The following is a 19,851-nucleotide window of genomic DNA, read 5'->3' as shown; positions in this document are numbered from 1 at the left end:
AGCCAGAGGCGCGCGGCAGAACGCCGTGCGCCTCTGCCGGTTCCGGGGAGTCGGGATGAACTGCAACCCGTCGTAAGGATTCCGGTTCATCCGTTGTGGAACAACTGGGAGACCCGACCGGAAGGGCTCGGAGAGCGGCGCAGCAGAAAAGGAAAAACGGTGACGGAGAGGCGTGAACGCACCGAAGGGAAGCGCCGGGGCTGGAACGGATCATCCGGATTAGGCCCCCTGCGCCGCGTTGGGGGCCTGCCCGATGTCTTGACCTCCGGTGACGCCCAGCGGCTGCGCACCGGCATGCGCCTGATCGAAGTGCAGCGGCCCATTGGGGCACCCGGTGAGCAGCTGTCGGCCACGGCCAGCCACGCGGTCTCCCAGTGGAAGATTTCCCCGGCCAGTGACGCCAACGTGACCTTCACGGCTGGGCGGATCAATACCCTCGCCACCGTTGGGCTGAATGAGCCCGGCACGCTCAAGAAGACCACCCGGCGGCGGCGTTAAGGGCCACTCACCCTGAACCTGTGGTCCATCACGGCACCTCTTGAAGGCCGAACTCATCCTTCAGGGCCGCCAGCGCCGCGTGGTGCCCGGCCATGCCGTGAATCCCGCCCCCGGGCGGGGTGGCGCTGGAGCACAGGTAGACCCCTTTCACGGGCGTGCGGTAGGGCGTGGGGCTCAGGACCGGGCGGGCCAGCAGGCCCCACAGGTCGCCGCGCCCGCCGTTCACATCCCCACCCTGAAACACCGGGCTGAACGCCTGCAGCTGCGCCGCCGTGGTGCGGGTGCAGGCCAGCACGCGCCCGCCAAAGCCAGGAGCAAAGCGTTCAAGCTGGGCTTCCACCACCGCCTGCGCGTCCCCGGCGCTGCCGTTGGGAATGTGGGTATAGGCCCAGAAGGTGTGCTGCCCGGCGGGCGCGCGGCTGGGGTCAAAGAGGGTGTGCTGCGCCGTCAGCACATAGGGCCGCGCCGGAATGCGCAGGGCGACCACCGCCTCGGCCGCCGCGATATCGGCCGCCGGGCCTCCCACATGCACGGTGGCCGCGCGCGCCACCTGGGGGTCGGCCCAGGGCACCGGCCCCGAAAGCGCGTAGTCGAATTTCTGAATACCGGGACCGTAGCGGAAGCCTTCCAGGGCCGCGCGGTAGCGGGCGGGGGCGCGCTCGCCCAGCACGTCCAGCAGCACGCGGGGGCTGCTGTCCACCAGGGTCACCCGGGCCGGGGGCAGGTCAGCGGGGCCGCGCACGGTGACGCCCGTGAGCACCTCGCCGCCCAGGTGGCGCAGATAGGCGGCCAGGGCGTCGGCCAGGGCCTGCGCGCCCCCGGCCGGAAAGGGCCAGCCTACCGCGTGGGCCAGCAGCCCCAGCACCAGCGTCATGGCGGCGGTGCCTGGGGTGCTCAGTGGCAGTGTGGTGTGCGCCGCCAGCCCGGCCCACAGCGCGCGGGCTTGTGGGGTGCGGAACTGCGTCTGGGCGATCCACGCCGCGCTGGGCAGGCCGCGCAGGCCAAAGCGCGCCAGCAGCAGCGGGTGGCGTGGCACCCGGGGCAGGGGCCGCAGAATGTCTTCCAGCAGCGCCTCGTGCTCGCGGACCAGCGGCGCAAACAGGCGCACCCAGCCCCGTCCGTCCGGGCCTAGACGTTCGGCGGTGGCGTGCAGGTCGCGCTCCAGCAGCGCCGCACCTTCGGGCAGGGGGTGGGCCACCGGGGCGTCTGGGTGCACCCAGCGCAGGCCAAAGGCATGCAGCGGCCACTGCCGGAAGGCCGGGCTGGCCACCGCCAGCGGGTGAATGGCCGAGCCGTAATCATGCACGAAGCCCGGTAGGGTCAGCGCGCGGCTTTGCAGGCCGCCGCCCACGCGGTCATGCGTTTCGAGCACCTGCACGCGCAGGCCAGCGCGCGCCAGCGTAATGGCCGCCGAGAGCCCATTGGGCCCGGCCCCCACGATCACGGCGTCCAGGGTCATGGGGCCCAGCCTACCGGGTTCGGGGGGCTGTCCCTGTTGGGCAGACATTCATGGGGCGCGCCGGCCCCTGTTCCCGGCCGGGGCACGCCTGCGCGCCATGACACCCCCGTACTGGGGCAGGTATGCTGCTCAGCGGTCGGCTGGCGGCCCTGCACCCAGGGCCCGCCCCGAAAAGCCCCAGTTTTTTCGCCCCTTGCCTCTGGAGGATCTGCCCTTGTCCGCCCCCCACCGCGCTCCGTCCGCCCTGCTGCAAAGTCGCCGCTCGCCCCTGCTGGTCTTCGCCGGGCAGAGTAACCGCCCGCTGGCCCAGGCCATCTGCGACCACCTGGGGGTGCCGCTGGGCGAAAGCACCACCGAGAAGTTCAGTAACGACAACATCATCGTGCATTACGAGGAATCCCTGCGTGAAGGCGACGTGTTTATCGTGCAGAGCTTCTCCACGCCGGTCAGCGACTCGATCATGGAACTGATGCTGATGATCGACGCGGCCAAGAGCGCCAGTGCCGGGCGGGTCACGGCCGTCATTCCCTACTACTCCTACGCGCGCAGCGACAAGAAAGACAGCCCCCGCATCTCCATTGCCGGGCGCCTGATCGCCGATCTGCTGCAGGAAGCGGGCGCCGACCGCATTCTCACCATGACCCTGCACGCCCCGCAGGTGCACGGCTTTTTCAAGGTGCCGGTGGACCACCTCTCGGCCGATGTGGTGCTGGCGCAGCACTTCAAGAAGTCGGTGCCGGAGGCCCACAACGGCGTGGTGCTGGCCCCCGACGCGGGCAGCATCAAGCGCGCCTCGCAGATTGCCCGCCGCCTGGATTCGGGCCTCGCCATGATTGACAAAGAGCGCCTGTCTGACACCGAGGTCCGGCCCCGCGCCCTGATCGGGGACGTGGAAGGCAAGACGGTGTTCATTGTGGACGACGAGATCAGCACGGCGGGCAGCCTCGTGGAAACGGTGAACATTGCCCGCAGCATGGGCGCCAAGGACGTGTACGTGGCGGTCACGCACGGGGTGTACACCGGCCCGGCCATTCAGCGCATCGCGGGCCTGAATGTGACCCAGGTGGCCAGCACGAACACGGTGCTGGTGCCGGACAGCAAGATCGAAGCGTCCAACGGCCGCCTCGCGGTGCTGGACGTGGCGCCGCTGTTCGCCAACGCGATCACCAACATTCACACCGGCGCCAGCGTGAGCACCCTGTTCAGCTAAGGGGCGAGGGAGCGGGATGGACAGGGGAAACAGACCTCCTGTCCGTTTCGTCTTTGGCGAAAGGCCAGCGGTCACCGCCGCGCTTTTCCCGTGCGATCTGGCGTCTGGGTCGTCAGTACATCGAACTCTATGAAGCGGATGGAGCGGCCGTGGTGCAGCGGTTGAAGGAGCGGGAGTTTGAGGCGGGCCGGTATTCCCCCGTCATTATGTTCCCTGACTTTCCGGTCACGGCGGCTTCGCCCGCACCCGGAGCCGGGCACGCCAACATCGAGGAAGCGAGAGAAGCGGCAGACGCCGACGGCACCCGCCCCATTCTGGAGGTGCCGGGTCTGGCCGCCCACCCGGAGGACTGGGGCATGAAACAGCTCGGCCACGAAGAACTTGTGGCGCTGTTTGGCACCACGGCCCCCACGCTGGAGCAGATTCAGGCCTGCGACGAGCTGATAGACGCCCTGGGCCGGGGTGAGAGCCTGTACGTGGTGGCCCACGAGGCGGGACGCCCTGCCCACCTGTATTTCGTTGGCTCTTCCTCCGACTGAAGGAGGGCGCGCTCCTCTTCCGGTTGAGGTACAACTGACCCTATGACGGCACTGGGCTGGCTGTTGGGGGGCGGCGCCGCAGGGGCGCTGGCTCTGGGCATGATGATGGTGCGCGGCCCGCTGGCGCTGGCCCTGGCCGGCTTTGGCGGCGGGCTGGCGCTGGTCACGGCCCTGATGGTGCTGACCGGCGACAGCTTCAGTCGCAGCTTCGGGCTGGTGTATCTGGCCGTGGGCCTGATGGGCGCGGCGGTGGCGGGTCTGCCCCGGGCGCTGGTGGTGGGTGGGGCCTCGCCGGGCCGGGAACTGGTGGCTCTGGGGTTGGGGGCGGCCCTGGTGGGGCTGCTGCTGCTGGCCGGGCTGGGCCTGGACCGCCTGCTGGGCGCGCTGCTTCCCGGCGACCTCAAGGCGCGCGCCTCGGCAGGGTTGCCAGCGGGACTGCTGCTGGGCGCGGCGCTGGGCCTGCTGGCCGGGGCCCTCTGGCGCCGCCCCGGCTAGGGGAGAGCAGAGAGGGGGACTTAGAGGGCCAAGGGGCGTTCCTGGGTCGAGAGCTCGCCGGGTCGGGGGCCGACACGCAGAGCGGCACTGGTGGCCCTGAGGGTGCAGCGGAAAACGAGCCGACATGGTCGGAGACAGCCAGGGCCATGCCCCCGTCCACACCCGAACGATTGGGGGGCGGCATGAGGTGGTCTGCGGCACACCGTCACATCGCTCTACCCCACCCCCCATGCCTCCCTTGTGTTTAGAATTCCGATAGATATACTCAGGAATATGCCGGATGTGTCCCTCGATACCCTGCGCCCGGGCGACAGCGCCCATATCGTGTCGGTGGACAGCGCCCACCCCCTGCGCCGCCGCCTGACCGAACTGGGCTTTGTGCGCGGCGCGCCGGTGACCGTGATTCGCCGCGCGCCGATGGGTGATCCGGTGCAGCTGCGGCTGGGCGGCGCCCTGCTGGCCCTGCGCGCCGCCGACCTGCGCCTGATCCAGGTGCGGGCGTGAGCGCTGCCCTGAGCCCCCAGACCCTGGTGCCCGACGCCGCCGCCTGCGCCGCCACCCTGGCCCGGTTGCAGGCGGCCCACGAACCGCGCGTGGTGGTGGTGGGCAACCCCAACGTGGGCAAGACCACCCTGGTCAACGCCGTGGCGGGCACCCACCTGAAGGTGGGCAACTGGAGCGGCGTGACGGTGGAAAAGCGTGAAGCGCGGTTTCAGCGGGCCGGGCGCACCGTGCATCTGCTGGACCTGCCCGGCGCCTACTCGCTCAGCCCGCACACGCCCGAAGAGATCATCACGCGCGCCGCGCTGCTCGATGAGGCCCCCGACGCCGTGCTGAACGTGCTGGACGCCGGCAATCTGGAGCGCAACCTGTACCTGACGCTGCAGCTGATGGATTACCACCTGCCGGTGGCGGTGGCGCTGAATCTGGTGGACGAAGCGCGCGGCAAGGGCGTGCAGGTGGACGCCGCCGCGCTGGCCCGGCTGCTGGGGGTGCCGGTGGTGGAAACCGTGGCCAGCCGCGCCCAGGGCACCGGCACCCTGGTGGACGTGGCCCTGGAACGTGCCACCCTGGGCACCAGCGTGCGCTACCCCGAGGCCATTGAGGCGGCGGTGGCGGCCCTGCGCGCCGAGATGGCGCCGCTTGATACCCTGCCGCCCCATGCCCACCGCGCGCTGGCCCTGGCCCTGCTGGAGGGCGATCCCAGCGTGCGCGGGCGCCTGCACGCCACCGGACACGCGCCGCTGCTGCACGCCGCCGACGAGGTGCTGGCCGATCTGGCCGCCCAGGGCGCCGACCCCCTGATCGAGATTGCCGAGGCCCGCTACGCCCTGGCCGGCGACATTGCCCGCGCCGCCGCGCCGCAGGCCCAGGCCCGGCGCACCCTCACCGAGCGCCTGGACACGCTGGCGCTGCACCCCTGGCTGGGCGTGCCGCTGTTTCTGCTGCTGGTGCTGCTGGTCTTCCGTCTCACCTTCAGCGTGGCCGCGCCCTTTGTGGACCTGATCGGCGGGCCGCTGCAAACCACCGTGACTGGCTGGGCGACGGCCGCGCTGGCGTGGTTTCCCCTGGGCCGCGACCTGGTGACGGGCGCCATTATTCCGGGTGTGGGCACGGTGCTCAGCTTCCTGCCCACCCTGCTCGTGCTGTACCTCGCCATGAGTTTTCTGGAAGACAGCGGCTACATGGCGCGCGCCGCCTTCCTGATGGACCGGGCCATGCGCGGCCTGGGCCTGGACGGCCGGGCCTTTATTCCCCTGATTCTGGGCTTTGGCTGCAATGTGCCGGCGGTGTACGCCACCCGCACCCTGGAGCGGCGCAGCGACCGCCTGCTGGTGAGCATGGTGCTGCCGTTCATGAGCTGTTCGGCGCGCCTGCCGGTGTACGTGGTGTTTGCCGCCGCGCTGTTTCCGCGCCGCGCCAGCGTGCTGGTGTGGGCGCTGTACGTGCTGGGGATGGCGGTGGCATTTGTCTCGGCGTGGGTGCTGCGCCGCACCGCCCTGCCGGCCGAGGGCAGCGGCGTGCTGCTGGAGTTGCCCCCGTACCGCTTTCCCACGGGCGCGGTGCTCTGGAAACACGCGTGGCGCCGCACCGCCAGCTTCGCGCGCCGGGCACGCACCACGGTGATGGCCACGGTGGCAGCGGTGTGGCTGCTGCTGGCGGTGCCGGCGGTGGGCGGCGCGGCCTTTGCCTCGGTGGCGCCGCAGGACAGCCTGTTCGGCCGGGTGAGCGACTGGGTGTCGCCGCTGTTTGCGCCGCTGGGCTTTGGCGACTGGCAGGCGGCGGGCGCGCTGGTGCCGGGCTTTATCGCCAAGGAAGTGGTGGTGGGCACCCTGGGGCAGATTTACCTGGGCGAACAGGCCGCCGCCCCCACCCCGCTGGGCCTACTGGCCGGGCTGGGCGAGGCCGTGCGGGGTACCTGGGACGCCGTGGTGGCCAGCGTTTCGGCGCTGCCCACGGTGCTGGCCCTGCCCAGCCTGAACGCCGACGCGGGCGCCAGCCTGCAAACCCCTCTGGCCGCCGCGCTGGCCCACGCCTTTACGCCCGCCGGGGCTCTGGCCTACCTGGTGTTCGTGCTGCTGTACACGCCCTGCATTGCCACAGTGGGCGCGCTGGCACAGGAACACGGGCGCCGCGTGGCCTGGGGCACCGTGGCCTACCAGCTGCTCAGCGCCTGGGCGGCGGCGTTCCTCACCTACCAGCTGGCGCGGCTGTGGCTGTGAAGGCTGCGGCTGAAGGGGGCCGGGCATGAGCCTGCCACTGGCGACCATTCTGCACACCATCGCGGCGCAGCCCCGCACCCCGGACGAACTGGCCCGCCTGCTGGGCAGCACGGCCGACGCCCTGGGCGGCATGCTGCGCACCCTGCGCCAGGGCGGCTACGTGCAGGACGCCGTCCCGCAGGAAGGAAGCTGCGCCTGCGGGCCCTGCTCGCTGAAAAGCATGTGCCGCAACGCCGACCAGACCGATCCCGCCCTGCACCTGCTGCGCCTGACGCCCCGGGGCGAGGCCTACCTGCAGCAGCGCAGGCCCACCTGACCGGGGAACCGTCCAGGCGGGGGACCTCCTCAACAGCACAGCGCGCCTTCCGCAAAGGGGGCGCGTTTTCTCTGGTGCCCTGAACACTGTGCACACGGACAGGGCTCAGCCGCTCTGCCCCCCTTCCCCCTGCGGGCTGGGTCAACGTTTCCGGAAAGTGCGCTAAAGGTCTGATCAGACGCGACCAGCACGCCACTTTCTACAATGGGGTCTGTTCTGGTGCTGGTCACGCCCCCTGGGGCGGCGGCTGGCCCTGCAAGGAGACGCCTATGGACTGGAAAAATTTGCCGGGCAGTGGCGGCGGCATTGATGATCGGCGGGGTGGCGGTGGTCTGCCCGGCGGCGGCATTGCGGTGGGCGGCGTGGGCGGCCTGATTATCGCCCTGATCGCCATGTTCTTTGGGGTGGACCCAGGGGCCATCCTGGGCGGCGGCCAGAAAGGGGCGCCGCAGACCCAGTCGGGCCAGAGCCAGCCGGGCGCGGCGCCCAGTGCCAACGACGAGGAATACCAGTTCGTGGACCGCATTCTGGGCAGCACCAATCAGGTGTGGGGCCAGGTGTTTCAGGAAGCGGGGCGCACCTACACCAAGCCGCCCCTGGTGCTGTACCGCCGCGGCACCAGCAGCGGCTGCGGGCAGGCCAACAGCGCCGTGGGCCCCTTTTACTGCCCGGTGGACAACAGCGTCTACCTGGACACCAGCTTCTTTGCCACCATGCAGCAGCGTCTGGGGGGCGGCGGCGACTTTGCCTACGCCTACGTGATCGCCCATGAGGTCGGGCACCACGTGCAGAACGAACTGGGCATTGCCGATCAGGTGGAGCGCCGCCAGCGCAGCGCCCGCACCGAGGCCGAGGCCAACAGCTACGGCGTGCGCCTGGAACTGCAGGCCGACTGCTTTGCCGGGGTGTGGGGCAACCGCACCCGCCAGCAGACCAACATCACCCAGGCCGACGTGCAGGAAGCCGTGCGCACCGCCGAGGCGATTGGCGACGACAACCTGCAGCGCCAGTCGCAGGGCTACGTGGTGCCGGACGCCTTTACCCACGGCTCCAGCCAGCAGCGCGTGAAGTGGTTCATGACGGGCCTGCGCAGCGGCAACCCCAACGACTGCGACACCTTTAGCGTGGCCTACAACCAGCTGTAAGCACCAGTGCAGAGGGCCGGGCCGGAGGGCGCATCTCATGCACCGGCCCGGCTTTTGCGGTCTTCTGCAGGGCGATGTCGGGGTGGGAAGTCGCGGGGGTGCCCGTTACGGTCAAGCGCAGCCGGCGGCGGCGCACCGTGGCGCTGCAGGTCAAGCCCGGGGCCGTGACCCTCTACGCCCCGCTGCGGGTCAGCACTGCGCAGTTGCAGGCCATTCTGGAGGCCCGGCGCGAGTGGGTGGCTGGGCATCTGGCCGGGTACGCCGCCCGTCCCCCAGAGCGCCCGGCGGCGCACCACGGCCAGCCCCTGCCTTTTCTGGGCGACACGCTGACGCTGGTGCTGGACCCCGCCCGCCGCACGGCGCAGCGGGTGGGCGACAACCTGCACCTGCCTGACCATGACCCCCAGGCCGCCCTGGAACGCTGGACCCGCCGGGCCTGCGCCGAACCTTACCGGGCGCTGGTGGCCGATTACGCGGCTGGGCTGGGCGCCGCTGGCCGCCTGGGCCGGGTGGCTGTCAGCAATACCCGCTCGCGCTGGGGCAGTTGCACGGCGGCCGGGGACATCCGCTTGCACTGGAAACTCAGCCGCGCGCCGCTGCCGGTGCTGCGTTACGTGGCCCTGCACGAAGCCGCGCACCTGCTGGAACTCAACCATTCGCCGCGCTACTGGGCCCACGTCACCCGCCTCATGCCGGAGTGGCCCACGCACCGCGACTGGCTAAGGACAAACGGCCACACCCTCTGAAAGCGAGGGGGGTGGCCGCTGTGGTTCCGGGGGGACATAGCCCTGGGGCTCAGGTTTTACATCGCCGGCATCGGTTCCGGCAGGCCCGGTGTATCCGGGTTCATGGGCGGGTTGGGTTCGGGCATCCCCGGGGTGTCGGGGTTGGCGGGCGGGTCGCTGATGGGGCCGGTGCCGCCCTGGCCGGGCATCTGCTCGGGCACGGGGCCGGGGGTGTTGGTGGGTTCGGTGGCCGGGGCGGGTGGGCGGTCATAGGGACCAGTCATGGAGCACCTCCTGGGGGGCAGGTTGTGGCCGGGTCATGCTGCCGCGCCGGAGAGGCAAGCAGGCGGACCCGGCGCTCTGGGCATCGTCCCCTGAACGGCACGCGCGCCGCCGGGAACAGGCTGTTCCCTAGGCCGTGCGGATCAGAGGGACATCCAGTCTGGGCAGCGGCCACGGGCCGGCAGGGGTGAAACCCGTGAAGGCGCCTTCACGCCGCCCTGCAGCGGGGGCGCCGCGCGCCCAGGCACACTGAAGCATGCCGCACCTGCCTGCCCTGACCGCCGCCCTCCTGGCCTCTGCCGCGCTGGGCCCCGCCTCGGCCCAGGCCCCCCAGGTCGCCTTCCGGCCTTTTCTCAGTGGCCTGAATCAGGTCACGGCCATCACCCACGCCGGGGACGGTTCGGGGCGGCTGTTCGCCGCGCAGCAGGACGGGCGCATCCGGGTGGTGCAGGGCGGCAAAGTCAGCGGGGAACTGTTTCTGGACCTGCGCGCCCTGACCCGGGCGGGGGGCGAGCGCGGCCTGCTGGGGCTGGCCTTTGATCCGGCCTACAAGACCAACCGGCGCCTGTTCGTGCATTACACCGACCGCAATGGCGATACCGTGCTGGCCCGCTACATCGCCACGGCCGACGGGCGCCGGGCCGACCCCGGCAGCGCCAAGACCCTGTTTACGGCTCAGCAGCCGTACCCCAACCACAACGGCGGCCAGCTGGCCTTTGGCCCGGACGGCTTTCTGTACCTGGGGCTGGGCGACGGCGGCTCGGGCGGCGATCCCCAGAACCACGGGCAGAATCTGGCCTCGCCCCTGGGCAAGATTCTGCGCTTTGACGTGCGCGGCGCCGACGCGAAGCCGGCCCCGGGCAATCCCTTTCTGAACCGCCAGGGCGTCAATCCCAACATCTGGGCGTATGGCCTGCGCAACCCCTGGCGGTTTTCCTTTGACCGCCAGACGGGCGACCTGATCATTGCCGACGTGGGCCAGAACGCCTTTGAGGAAATTGACTGGCAGCCGCGTAGCAGCAAGGGCGGCGAAAACTACGGCTGGCGGGTGCGCGAGGGCCGGCAGTGCTTCGAGGAGAGTTGCCGGGCCGGCTCTTACGTGGAGCCGGTGCTGGTCTACGGCCGTCAGGAAGGGCAGAGCGTGACCGGCGGCTACGTGTACCGGGGCAGCGCCATTCCGGCCCTGAAGGGGCAGTACGTGTTTGCCGATTTCGCCTCGGGCACGGTGTGGGCCGCGCGCATGACTGGCCGCAATTGGACCAAGAGCGTCCTGGGCCGGGTGAGCGGCCCCAGCACCTTCGGCGAGGACGAGCGCGGCGAACTGTATGTGGCGGAGTACAGCAGCGGGCGGATTCTGAAGCTGACGCGGGGGGGGTAGGGGAGGAGGGTCGAGGGGTCGAGCCGTCGAGGGGAGGGGAACCAAGTTGAACCGTGTCTGGGTGTCGGCCCAGGTGGTTGGACCAGCGTCCCTTCTCGACCCCTCAACCCTCTGACCCCTCGACTCCCTTCCCTCCGCCACCTGGCCGATGCCATTCCCCCATCCCCTTTGCTCTCCTGCCCCTATGCAGCGCATCATCGTGATTGGCACCTCCGGCAGCGGCAAGACCACCCTGGCGCGGCACCTCGCGGCCCGGCTGGGGGTCCCGCACGGCGAGCAGGACGCCTGGAACCATCTTGCGGGCTGGCAGGAGGCGCCGCTGGCACAGTTCCGGGCCCAGGTGGCGGCGTTCACGGCCGCCTCGGCCTGGGTGATGGACGGCAACTACAGCCGCGCGCGCGACATCGGCTGGGCGCGGGCCGACACCATCGTGTGGCTGGACTACCCGGCCCACATAGTGTTTGGCCGGGTGCTGCGGCGCACGGTCCGGCGGGTGCTCACCCAGGAAGAACTGTGGAACGGCAACCGCGAAACGCTGCGCGGCGCCCTGAGTGCCGAAGGCCCGGTGCGCTGGGCCATCCGTACCCACTGGCGGCGGCGGGGCGAAACCCTGGCGCTGGTCGCGGCGCATCCCCACCTGCAGCTGATTCGCCTGCGCACCCCCGCCCAGGCCCAGGGGTGGCTTACGGCGCAGCGGCCTTTGACTGGGGTGCAGCCTGCCACTCCGTCAGTAGCGGGCGGTGGTCGCTGAAGGTCCAGGGCAGCACGCGGCTGCGGGCCGGGCGCAGGTCTGGGCTGAGCACATGGTCAATGCGCACCCGCAGGGCCGGAAAGGTCCAGCCGGGGCCGCGCCCGGCGTGGTCGTGGGCGTCCGAGCCGTAGGCCGCCCGCAGCTGCCGCCACAGCCGGCCGCGCGGGGGCGTGTTCAGGTCGCCGCCCAGCAGCACCGGCCCCTGGGTCTGCGCCGCAAGGTCACTGAGCACCCGCACCTGCTCGTCGCGGGCGGCGCGGGTGCGGTGCAGGGAGGCCCAGTCGCCGGCCAGGGCGTCCACCACCTGCACGGTCCCCAGGTGGGCGTTCACCACCGTCAGCGGGCGGCCCTGCCAGCGCAGGCGCGTGATCAGCACCTCGCGGCGGTGGCGGGGCAGCGGCACCCGGCGCACGTCCAGCAGGGGCAGGCGGGTCAGGGTGGTCACCTCGGCGGCGTGCACCACGCGGTAGCCGGGGAGGGCGGCGGCCAGCGCCTCCCGCGCTCCAGGGCGGCGAAAGTTGCTCTCCTGCAGCAGAATCACGTCGGCGTTCAGGGTCCGCAGCGCCTGCCCCAACCGCACCGGGCCCACCCGGTCACCGCGCAGCACGTTGTAGGTCGCCACGCGCAGTTCGCCGTCCCGCTGCGGGGTCCAGTGCAGCAGCCCCGCGCCCCAGAGCGCCAGCAGGGTGCCCGCCAGCGCGGCGCGTCGCCCCCGGCGCCGCCACAGTGCGGCGCCCAGCACCAAGGGCGCCGGCAGCAGCCACAGCAGCGGCGGCGCGTAGGCCAGCAGCAGGGTGGGCACCGTGCGCTCGCCCACCACGTCGCCCAGCAGCCAACCCACCGCCACCAGGGCCAGATACACCCATGCCAATCTCACCCGCGCACTCTGGCACGCGCCCAGGCGGCGCCGCGTCACACAAAAGAAGGCGAGGGGACGTGTGAACAGACACGTCCCCCCGCAGGAATGGTGGCTCAGCGGTACTGCGCCGCCAGCTCCCGGGCCTCTTCGCGCGCGGCCAGTTGCTGGCGCTGCACCTGCGCCACCGCGTCGGCCAGGGCCTCTTTCAGTTCACTCAGCCCCAGGTTGCGCAGGGCGCTCACCGGAATGCCGCCCGTGCGCTCCACTTCACGGGCCAGGGCGTCTGGCTCGGCGGCGTCGGCCTTGTTCAGCGCGATCACGGTGGGCATGTCCCGGAAGCCCAACTCTTCCAGAATGCGGTTCACGGCGTCCAGGCGGGTGTCGGCCCCGGGGCTGGCGGCGTCCACCACATGCAGCAGCACGTCGGCGTCGCCAATTTCTTCCAGGGTGGCGCGGAAGGCCCGGGTCAGGTCCTTGGGCAGGTCACGGATGAAGCCCACCGTGTCGGTCAGCACCACCGGGCCAATGCCCTCCAGGAACCCCTGGCGGCTGGTGGGCCGCAGGGTAGCAAACAGTTTGTTCTCGGCCAGCACGCGCCGGGGTTCCTCGGCGGCATGCGTAAAGGCGTTCAGGAGCGTGGACTTGCCCGCGTTGGTGTAGCCCACAATCGAGACCACGGGCACATCGTTGCGGGCGCGCTGCTTGCGCCGTTCCTCGCGCCGCGCGGACACGCCTTCAAGTTGCTTTTCCAGAAAGCTCAGGCGGTCGTTGATGCGGCGGCGGTCCAGCTCCAGCTTCGTTTCCCCGGGCCCGCGCGTGCCGATGGCCCCGCCCGCCGCACTGCCCCCACTGCCCCCGATGCGCGAGAGCTGCGCCCCGGCGCCCAGCAGGCGCGGCTTCATGTAGCGCAGCTGCGCCAGTTCCACCTGCAGCCGCGATTCCACCCCTTGCGCGTGCAGCGCGAAGATGTCCAGAATCAGCTGCGTGCGGTCAATGATCTTCAGGCCCGTGGCGGCCTCGATCTCGCGCGCCTGGGCCGGCCCCAGTTCCTGCCCGAAAATCAGCAGGTCGGCGTCCAGGTGGTAGGCCTTGCTGGTCAGTTCTTCCAGCTTGCCCGCGCCCACCAGCGTTCCCGCCTTCAGGTGACGGCGGTACACCAGCTCGCGGTGCACCACCTCGGCGCCGGCGGTGCGGGCCAGCTCGGCCAGTTCGTCCAGACGCTCCTCGGCGTCAAATTCGCCCTGGTCAATCTGCACCAGAATGGCGCGCTCGTGGTCTTTCTTGGCCTCGCGGGTGCGGGCCGTACGCGCAATTTCCTCTTCCAGGGCGCTCACCTGGGCCCCCAGGTCGAATTCATCAATCTGGAACGCGGGGACGGGTGGCAGAATGCGCCAGTCTTCTTCCTCGCCCACAGTGCCGGGCGGGGTCAGGTGGGCGGTGTGCACCAGCCCAGGCTGACCCTCCTGGCGCACCTCAATGGCGCTCACGGCATCCAGGCGCTTCAGGAACAGCGTGGACAGGTCGCCTTTGCTCAGGGCCCCGCCGCGCGGGTGGGTGTGCAGCAGGTGAAAGCCCGCCAGCCGGTTTTCGCCCAGACGCAGGTCCGGGAATTCGGTGCCCTTGGCGTCAGCCACGCTCACGGAAATCACGCGGCCCCGGCGGTCAATCAGCACGCCCACTTCGCGTCGCACGTCATGCGACAGTTCAGCGAGGTTGCGCGCCAGTTCCGGCGAGCCAATGCGGCCCGGCTCAATGCGGCGGCGGTACAGGTTGCCCAGGGCTTTGAGTTGCGCAGGACGCAGGCCAGACAGGTTGCCATGCACTTTATCTATGGTGGGTCACTTCCTTACAGGGAGGTCCGGCCAGGGCGCAGAGCCCAGGGCCAGACAGAGAGGGTGACGGGGCGAGCCACAGCTCAAAAGCCCGGGAGGTCGCACCCGTGCCCGCGCCGGGCCGCCGCACGAAGGGGCGCGGCGCCGGGGTGGGCACAGGGTTCAGCATTAGCCCCATTTTACCGTGGGGGCCGCTGCAGAACGTGTGCGATTACAGGAAAATCTTGATCGTCAGGATCATCGTGGCTTCAGGGTAGGGGAGGGGACACGCAACCCGCATCTGCTGAGTGGCGTACCGTGAACCGAAGATGACGGCCGACCTGTTGCGTGACACCTTGCGGGAAGTGCTCTATGGCCCGGACGGCTTCTCGGGCCTGTTCAGCGCCCCCGGTGAACTGGGCCTGCTACGGACGGTGCATGCCCTGGACTTGGCGGCGGTGCAGGCCCAGCCCGCCCTGGCCCGGCGGGTGCTGGCGCTGCGGCAACACTTGGAACTGGCCGCCGCGCATCTGGCCGACCCGTATGCCCTACTCCAGGATGACGCCGACCCCCAGACCTGGTTCCCTGCCGACCCCGCCGCGTGGCGCGCCGAGCTGGTAGCCCTGGCCCGCGCTGGGCAGGCCCTGTACGACGCCCTGTATCTCCCACTGAAAGGCGAGGCACTCCGGGACGCCCACGGCGCAGTGCTTCGTGCAGCGCGCGAAGCGGCGGTGCTGGCGGCGTGGCCCGTGTCACGCTGAACGCCCTCACAGCCAGCCCCGGACCCACCCCAAATGCAGCGCCCCCAGGCTGGAACCTGGGGGCTGCGTTGGCGAAGAGGGTGGGATTCGAACCCACGGTAGCCTTGCGACTACTTCGGTTTTCGAGACCGACCCATTCAACCACTCTGGCACCTCTCCGCACGGGAAAGAACGGGCAGAGGGGAGTGTAGCACAGCCCTCCTCACCCTGCACAGAGGGGCGGTGCCGGCCCCGACGCGCCCACGCCCCTTGCACCGCTTGCCGGGGAAAGCGTATGCTGCAAAGGTTGAAAACTGCCCCGGTTCCGGGTTGCACCAGGGGGGTTTTTCGGCCGGCCACCGCCGGCGCTGCCCTGCTATGGGCGCAGCGGCCCAGGCGCGGTGCGCGATCACCTCAAGCCGTTCACCTGCCAACCCAGCGCCGAGCCCGTCCGCGTGGCGCGGCCATCCGCCCTCTCCACAAGCATCTGCTTACCCCAGCTAGGAGTGATTTCCCCTGCCTACCACCCAGCAACTGCTCCGTAAGGGTCGCAAGACGATCCAGAAGAAGAGCAAGGTTCCGGCCCTCAAGGGCAGCCCCTTCCGCCGTGGCGTGTGCACGGTCGTGAAGACCACCACCCCCAAGAAGCCGAACTCGGCGCTGCGCAAGATTGCCCGCGTTCGTCTGTCCAGCGCCTTCGAAGTCACCGCGTACATCCCCGGTGAAGGCCACAACCTGCAGGAGCACAGCGTGGTGCTTATTCGCGGCGGCCGTGTGAAGGACCTCCCCGGTGTGCGCTACCACATCGTGCGCGGCAGCCTGGACACCCAGGGCGTCAAAGACCGCAACAAGAGCCGTTCCAAGTACGGCACCAAGAAGCCCAAGGCCGGCGCTGCCGCTGCGGGCGCGAAGAAGAAGTAAGGCCAGGGGCTTTCCCCCCGCCCGCCTTCACCCCAAGGGGTGATGCCAATGAAGCACGTTATTCGCGCCTGAAGTGCGCGCCGCTCGCCCAGCTGGGTCTGGGCTGAGCCTCAAGGGAGTCAACCATGGCACGTCGCCGCCAAGCTGAAGTGCGCGTCATCCAGCCGGACCTGGTCTACCAGGACGTGCTGGTGAGCGCGATGATCAACCGCATCATGCGCGATGGAAAGAAAAACCTCGCCAGCCGCATTTTCTACGGCGCTATGAAGCTCGTTCAGGAGCGCACCGGTCAGGAGTCCCTGAAGATCTTCAAGCAGGCCTACGACAACGTCAAACCCCGCGTTGAAGTGCGCAGCCGCCGCGTGGGTGGCAGCACCTACCAGGTGCCCGTGGAGCCCACCGAGCGCCGCAAGCAGAGCCTGACCCTGCGCTGGATGATCAGCGCCGTGGACAGCCGCCCCGAGCGCACCGCCGTGGAGCGCCTGGCCGGCGAGATCATGGACGCCGCGCAGGGCCGTGGCGGCGCCATCAAGAAGAAAGACGACGTGGAGCGCATGGCGGAAGCCAACCGCGCCTACGCGCACTACCGCTGGTAATCCACGGTTGAGGGGCCGCTTGGCCCCGAGACCCGAGCGCAGCGAGAAGGGACAAACGCACAGTTCGTGCAGTGGAGCAGCAAGCGGCGCTTTTCCGATTGATGCGGAGTGGAATGAACTGTGCGGCCCGAGGAACGCGGCGAGCCGCTTGAACCGGACGGTAGGCGCCCCCTGCCGTCCAACTCGCGTGAACAGCGCGCGGGAAGACCAGCCCCCAGACCGGCCCACCGTGCCGAACTGACGGTGACGAGACACGTCACCCCACAGAATCAGGGAGTCTTATGACCACCAAAGCCCAGAGCTATCTGACCCACTTCCGCAATATCGGGATTGCCGCGCACATTGACGCCGGCAAGACCACCACCACCGAGCGCATCCTGTACTACACCGGGCGCACCCACAACATCGGCGAAGTGCACGACGGCGCCGCCACCATGGACTGGATGGAGCAGGAGCGCGAGCGCGGCATCACCATCACCGCCGCCGCCACCACCGCCAAGTGGACCCGCAGCGGCACCGAGCAGGAATACGTCGTGAACATCATCGACACTCCCGGCCACGTGGACTTCACCATCGAAGTGGAGCGCTCCATGCGTGTGCTCGACGGCGCGGTGGCGGTGTTCGACTCCAGCCAGGGCGTGGAGCCCCAGTCGGAAACCGTGTGGCGTCAGGCCGACCGGTACGGCGTGCCCCGCATCGCCTTTTCCAACAAGATGGACAAGACCGGCGCCAGCTTTGAACTGGTGCTGAACGACATCCGCGAGCGCCTCGGCGCCATCCCGGCCCCCGTGCAGTACCCCATGGGCCAGGAGAGCGAGTTCAAGGGCATCATCGACATCGTGCGCCAGCGCGCCTACACCTACACCAACGACCTGGGCACCGAGATCCAGGAGCATGACGTGCCCGCCGAATACGCCGACAAGGTGACGGAAATGCGCGCGGCCCTGATTGAAGCCGCCGCCGAAGTCGACGAAGACCTGATGATGATGTACCTCGAAGGCGAGGAGCCCAGCGTGGAGCAGTTGGTCGCCGCGCTGCGCAAGGGCACCATCGAGAAGAAGATCTTCCCCGTGCTGTGCGGCAGCGCCCTGAAGAACAAGGGCGTGCAGCTGCTGCTCGACGCTGTGGTGGACTACCTGCCCAGCCCCCTGGAAGTGCCCGCCATCAAGGGCAAGATCGAGGACAGCGAGGACACCACCGAGTTCCCCGCCGACCCCGAAGGCAAGCTGGCCGCGCTGGCGTTCAAGATCATGGCTGACCCCTACGTGGGCCGCCTGACCTTCGTGCGTATCTACTCGGGCACCCTGCAGTCCGGCAGCTACGTGTACAACGCCTCCAAGGACAAGCGCGAGCGCGTGGGCCGTCTGCTGAAGATGCACGCCAACAGCCGCGAGGAAGTCACCGAACTGAAGGCCGGCGAACTGGGCGCCGTAATCGGCCTGAAAGACGCGGGCACCGGCAACACCCTGATCGGCGACGGCGACAACAAGGTGCTGCTGGAAAGCATCGACGTGCCCGAGCCGGTGATCAAGCTGGCCATCGAGCCCAAGACCAAGGCCGACCAGGAAAAGATGGGCGTGGGCCTGCAGAAGCTGGCCGAAGAAGACCCCACCTTCAAGGTGGAAACCGACCAGGAGTCCGGCCAGACCACGATTGCCGGCATGGGCGAGCTGCACCTGGAAATCCTGGTGGACCGCCTGAAGCGCGAGTACAAGGTGGAAGCCAACGTGGGCGCGCCCCAGGTGGCCTTCCGTGAAACCATCACCCGCGCCGTGGACGTCGAAGGCAAGTTCGTGCGTCAGTCCGGTGGTCGCGGTCAGTTCGGCCACGTCAAGATCAAGGCCGAGCCCCTGGAACCCGGCGCCGGCTTCGTGTTCGAGAACGCCATCGTGGGCGGCACCGTGCCCCGTGAATACGTGGGCCCCGCCCAGAAGGGCATCGAAGAAGCCATGCAGAGCGGCCCCATGTTGGGCTTCCCCGTGGTGGACATGAAGGTCACCATTTACGACGGCAGCTACCACGAAGTGGACTCCTCGGAAATGGCGTTCAAGATTGCCGGCTCCATGGCGCTGAAGGAAGCCGTGCAGAAGGGCGCCCCCGCCCTGCTGGAGCCCATCATGCGCGTTGAGGTGACCGTGCCCGAGGACTACATGGGCGACATCATCGGTGACCTGAACAGCCGCCGTGGCCAGATTCAGGGCATGGAAGCCCGTGGCAACGCGCAGATCGTGAAGGCCTTCGTGCCGCTCAGCGAAATGTTCGGCTACGCCACCGATATGCGCTCCATGACCCAGGGCCGCGCCAGCTACTCCATGTTCTTCGACCACTACAGCCAGGTACCGAACAACATCGCCCAGCAGCTGATGAAGAAGTAAGGGCCGTAAGGCTGACAAAGGGCGCCTCCTCCGGGGGCGCTTTTTTGCTTGGGGGTGCTGAGTAGGCGGCCGCGTCTTGCTGATTTTCGGGCCAGGGGCCGGTCGTGGAGAGCGAAGGTCAAGAGGGCTCATAAGGCTTCCGGTTCATTCGTTTTAGAACAACGGGTTGACCCGACCGAAGGGACGCGCAGAGGGGCGCAGCAGAGGAGGAACACCGGGGGCGGAGAGGCGTGGACGCACCGGATTATCCGGAATTCGGATCAGGCAGGGGGGCGCAAGGGGCACGCCGCGCTACTCTGGAGAAGATGACTGCGTCTTCACCTGCCCCCGGCCCTGTTCCCAAGCGCCTGAGTTTCCTGACGGTGCCCCTCTTGATTTCTCTGCTGTATGCCGCCATCTCGCTGCTGGCGCTGCCTTTCCTGGGGCCACGGGTTCAGGAGATGCTCCCCGAGCTGCAAGCCCAGATGGGGCTGCCAGCCGACGCGCTGCCGGCGTCCCTGATTCCCGCAACCCTGTGGATCTCCTTTGCACTGACGGCCCTGGAGATTTTGCTGCTGTATTACACCCGCCGCGCGGTGCTCGAAGGCCGCGCCTGGGGCCGGGTGTCCAGCCTGATCATCGCGGTGCTGAGCCTGCTTATTTTTCCGCTGGGCACGCTGCTGGGGATCGTCATGTTGATTGGGGCCTTTGACCGCGAGGTGGTGGCCTATACCCAGCGCTGAACCCAGGCGCGCGCAGACAGGGCCCGGCCAAATGGCCGGGCCCCGCCTCTTGTCGGAATGGGCCAGATCATGTACTCTGCTTCTTCGGTGCGCCGTGAGGCCCCGAGGCGTCTTGAGACCGGCTTAACCCACCGGAGACCCCAGACCCCCGGATCACAGCGCAGCGTGCCAGAGGAGCGGGACACCGCCCTGGCGAGATTCAACCCAATGTGGGCGTCACGCGCCACCAGAACCCTGCGGCATGCGCGGGGGGAGCCCGATCAAAGGGCGGTTTTGCGTGGGTCCACCGCTTGGAGGGAGTAAAGA

General features: G+C 69.3%; 20 protein-coding genes and 1 tRNA gene. 16 read left to right on the top strand and 5 right to left on the bottom strand.

What is annotated here, in order from left to right; genetic code table 11:
• Window positions 1-159: 159 nt before the first annotated feature.
• Window positions 160-498 carry a hypothetical protein gene (locus tag K7W41_RS12025; protein ID WP_224608674.1) on the top strand — a complete coding sequence of 113 codons (339 nt, stop codon included), beginning with the start codon at window positions 160-162 and terminating at the stop codon, window positions 496-498.
• A 28-nt stretch (window positions 499-526) separates the two neighbouring features.
• Here K7W41_RS12025 and K7W41_RS12020 read toward each other — a convergent pair whose 3' ends face one another.
• Entirely contained in the window at window positions 527-1,957 is a 1,431-nt protein-coding gene (locus K7W41_RS12020) for a phytoene desaturase family protein (protein ID WP_224608671.1), read from the bottom strand.
• Window positions 1,958-2,171: 214 nt separating this feature from the next.
• On the opposite strand from K7W41_RS12020, the gene K7W41_RS12015 reads away from it, so the two are divergent.
• The 8 genes from K7W41_RS12015 to K7W41_RS11980 all read left to right on the top strand — a co-directional run bounded on the left by K7W41_RS12015 (window position 2,172) and on the right by K7W41_RS11980 (window position 9,131).
• Window positions 2,172-3,167 carry a ribose-phosphate diphosphokinase gene (locus tag K7W41_RS12015; RefSeq protein WP_224608668.1) on the top strand — a complete coding sequence of 332 codons (996 nt, stop codon included), beginning with the start codon at window positions 2,172-2,174 and terminating at the stop codon, window positions 3,165-3,167.
• 206 nt (window positions 3,168-3,373) lie between these two features.
• On the top strand, window positions 3,374-3,706 hold the full coding sequence (locus K7W41_RS12010) for a hypothetical protein (protein ID WP_224608665.1): 333 nt from the start codon (window positions 3,374-3,376) through the stop codon (window positions 3,704-3,706).
• 42 nt (window positions 3,707-3,748) lie between these two features.
• Complete coding sequence (locus tag K7W41_RS12005) at window positions 3,749-4,201, top strand: hypothetical protein (RefSeq protein WP_224608661.1); 453 nt, start codon at window positions 3,749-3,751, stop codon at window positions 4,199-4,201.
• Between the two features lie 273 nt (window positions 4,202-4,474).
• On the top strand, window positions 4,475-4,705 hold the full coding sequence (locus tag K7W41_RS12000) for a FeoA family protein (protein ID WP_224608658.1): 231 nt from the start codon (window positions 4,475-4,477) through the stop codon (window positions 4,703-4,705).
• The gene (gene feoB, locus K7W41_RS11995) at window positions 4,702-6,924 is read left to right on the top strand and encodes a ferrous iron transport protein B (protein ID WP_224608655.1); all 2,223 of its coding nucleotides are present in this window, start codon (window positions 4,702-4,704) and stop codon (window positions 6,922-6,924) included. Before K7W41_RS12000 ends, feoB begins: the two co-directional genes overlap by 4 nt.
• Window positions 6,925-6,949: 25 nt before the next feature.
• Complete coding sequence (locus K7W41_RS11990) at window positions 6,950-7,240, top strand: helix-turn-helix domain-containing protein (protein ID WP_224608652.1); 291 nt, start codon at window positions 6,950-6,952, stop codon at window positions 7,238-7,240.
• 269 nt (window positions 7,241-7,509) lie between these two features.
• Window positions 7,510-8,385 (top strand): KPN_02809 family neutral zinc metallopeptidase, encoded by an 876-nt coding sequence (gene ypfJ, locus K7W41_RS11985; RefSeq protein ID WP_224608649.1) that lies wholly within the window; start codon window positions 7,510-7,512, stop codon window positions 8,383-8,385.
• A 74-nt stretch (window positions 8,386-8,459) separates the two neighbouring features.
• Window positions 8,460-9,131, top strand: a complete 672-nt coding sequence (locus K7W41_RS11980; protein WP_224608646.1) for a M48 family metallopeptidase — start codon at window positions 8,460-8,462, stop codon at window positions 9,129-9,131.
• Between the two features lie 56 nt (window positions 9,132-9,187).
• On the opposite strand, the gene K7W41_RS11975 is transcribed toward K7W41_RS11980, so the two are convergent.
• Window positions 9,188-9,394, bottom strand: a complete 207-nt coding sequence (locus K7W41_RS11975) for a hypothetical protein (protein ID WP_224608643.1) — start codon at window positions 9,392-9,394, stop codon at window positions 9,188-9,190.
• 254 nt (window positions 9,395-9,648) lie between these two features.
• Here K7W41_RS11975 and K7W41_RS11970 point away from each other — a divergent pair, with 254 nt between their 5' ends.
• Window positions 9,649-10,770, top strand: coding sequence for a PQQ-dependent sugar dehydrogenase (locus K7W41_RS11970; RefSeq protein ID WP_224608640.1), 1,122 nt, complete (start codon window positions 9,649-9,651; stop codon window positions 10,768-10,770).
• Window positions 10,771-10,954: 184 nt separating this feature from the next.
• Window positions 10,955-11,521: an AAA family ATPase gene (locus tag K7W41_RS11965; RefSeq protein ID WP_224608637.1), complete on the top strand. Its 567-nt coding sequence runs from the start codon at window positions 10,955-10,957 to the stop codon at window positions 11,519-11,521.
• On the opposite strand, the gene K7W41_RS11960 is transcribed toward K7W41_RS11965, so the two are convergent.
• Entirely contained in the window at window positions 11,454-12,437 is a 984-nt protein-coding gene (locus K7W41_RS11960; protein WP_224608634.1) for an endonuclease/exonuclease/phosphatase family protein, read from the bottom strand. The genes K7W41_RS11965 and K7W41_RS11960 overlap by 68 nt on opposite strands.
• 56 nt (window positions 12,438-12,493) lie before the next feature.
• Entirely contained in the window at window positions 12,494-14,203 is a 1,710-nt protein-coding gene (gene hflX, locus K7W41_RS11955) for a GTPase HflX (RefSeq protein WP_224608631.1), read from the bottom strand.
• 317 nt (window positions 14,204-14,520) lie between these two features.
• Between hflX and K7W41_RS11950 the strand changes: the two genes are divergently transcribed.
• Window positions 14,521-14,952, top strand: a complete 432-nt coding sequence (locus tag K7W41_RS11950) for a hypothetical protein (RefSeq protein WP_224608628.1) — start codon at window positions 14,521-14,523, stop codon at window positions 14,950-14,952.
• A 69-nt stretch (window positions 14,953-15,021) separates the two neighbouring features.
• Here K7W41_RS11950 and K7W41_RS11945 read toward each other — a convergent pair.
• Window positions 15,022-15,111 (bottom strand) — tRNA-Ser (locus K7W41_RS11945).
• A 336-nt stretch (window positions 15,112-15,447) separates the two neighbouring features.
• Between K7W41_RS11945 and rpsL the strand changes: the two genes are divergently transcribed.
• From rpsL to K7W41_RS11925, 4 genes are all read left to right on the top strand, one after another.
• Complete coding sequence (gene rpsL, locus K7W41_RS11940; protein WP_055363465.1) at window positions 15,448-15,852, top strand: 30S ribosomal protein S12; 405 nt, start codon at window positions 15,448-15,450, stop codon at window positions 15,850-15,852.
• A gap of 125 nt (window positions 15,853-15,977) precedes the next feature.
• On the top strand, window positions 15,978-16,448 hold the full coding sequence (gene rpsG, locus K7W41_RS11935) for a 30S ribosomal protein S7 (protein ID WP_224608626.1): 471 nt from the start codon (window positions 15,978-15,980) through the stop codon (window positions 16,446-16,448).
• Window positions 16,449-16,729: 281 nt separating this feature from the next.
• Window positions 16,730-18,823 carry an elongation factor G gene (fusA, locus tag K7W41_RS11930; RefSeq protein ID WP_224608623.1) on the top strand — a complete coding sequence of 698 codons (2,094 nt, stop codon included), beginning with the start codon at window positions 16,730-16,732 and terminating at the stop codon, window positions 18,821-18,823.
• Between the two features lie 305 nt (window positions 18,824-19,128).
• On the top strand, window positions 19,129-19,545 hold the full coding sequence (locus K7W41_RS11925; RefSeq protein ID WP_224608620.1) for a hypothetical protein: 417 nt from the start codon (window positions 19,129-19,131) through the stop codon (window positions 19,543-19,545).
• The last annotated feature ends 306 nt before the right edge of the window (window positions 19,546-19,851 follow it).

The organism is Deinococcus multiflagellatus, assembly GCF_020166415.1.
GTDB classification, from domain to species: Bacteria; Deinococcota; Deinococci; order Deinococcales; family Deinococcaceae; genus Deinococcus; species Deinococcus multiflagellatus.
Note: the sequence above shows the minus strand (reverse complement) of the source record. Positions and strands in the feature narration are given on the sequence as shown.

What these genes read in the sequence shown, in the direction of transcription:
- ypfJ (WP_224608649.1), top strand. Translation starts at nt 7,510, where the DNA reads ATGGACTGGAAAAATTTGCCGGGCAGTGGCGGCGGCATTGATGATCGG.
- K7W41_RS11970 (WP_224608640.1), top strand. Translation starts at nt 9,649, where the DNA reads ATGCCGCACCTGCCTGCCCTGACCGCCGCCCTCCTGGCCTCTGCCGCG.
- K7W41_RS11950 (WP_224608628.1), top strand. Translation starts at nt 14,521, where the DNA reads ATGACGGCCGACCTGTTGCGTGACACCTTGCGGGAAGTGCTCTATGGC.
- K7W41_RS12005 (WP_224608661.1), top strand. Translation starts at nt 3,749, where the DNA reads ATGACGGCACTGGGCTGGCTGTTGGGGGGCGGCGCCGCAGGGGCGCTG.
- K7W41_RS11925 (WP_224608620.1), top strand. Translation starts at nt 19,129, where the DNA reads ATGACTGCGTCTTCACCTGCCCCCGGCCCTGTTCCCAAGCGCCTGAGT.
- K7W41_RS12000 (WP_224608658.1), top strand. Translation starts at nt 4,475, where the DNA reads ATGCCGGATGTGTCCCTCGATACCCTGCGCCCGGGCGACAGCGCCCAT.
- K7W41_RS11990 (WP_224608652.1), top strand. Translation starts at nt 6,950, where the DNA reads ATGAGCCTGCCACTGGCGACCATTCTGCACACCATCGCGGCGCAGCCC.
- fusA (WP_224608623.1), top strand. Translation starts at nt 16,730, where the DNA reads ATGACCACCAAAGCCCAGAGCTATCTGACCCACTTCCGCAATATCGGG.
- K7W41_RS11975 (WP_224608643.1), bottom strand. Translation starts at nt 9,394, where the DNA reads ATGACTGGTCCCTATGACCGCCCACCCGCCCCGGCCACCGAACCCACC.
- K7W41_RS12010 (WP_224608665.1), top strand. Translation starts at nt 3,374, where the DNA reads ATGTTCCCTGACTTTCCGGTCACGGCGGCTTCGCCCGCACCCGGAGCC.
- K7W41_RS11980 (WP_224608646.1), top strand. Translation starts at nt 8,460, where the DNA reads ATGTCGGGGTGGGAAGTCGCGGGGGTGCCCGTTACGGTCAAGCGCAGC.
- rpsG (WP_224608626.1), top strand. Translation starts at nt 15,978, where the DNA reads ATGGCACGTCGCCGCCAAGCTGAAGTGCGCGTCATCCAGCCGGACCTG.
- K7W41_RS12020 (WP_224608671.1), bottom strand. Translation starts at nt 1,957, where the DNA reads ATGACCCTGGACGCCGTGATCGTGGGGGCCGGGCCCAATGGGCTCTCG.
- K7W41_RS11965 (WP_224608637.1), top strand. Translation starts at nt 10,955, where the DNA reads ATGCAGCGCATCATCGTGATTGGCACCTCCGGCAGCGGCAAGACCACC.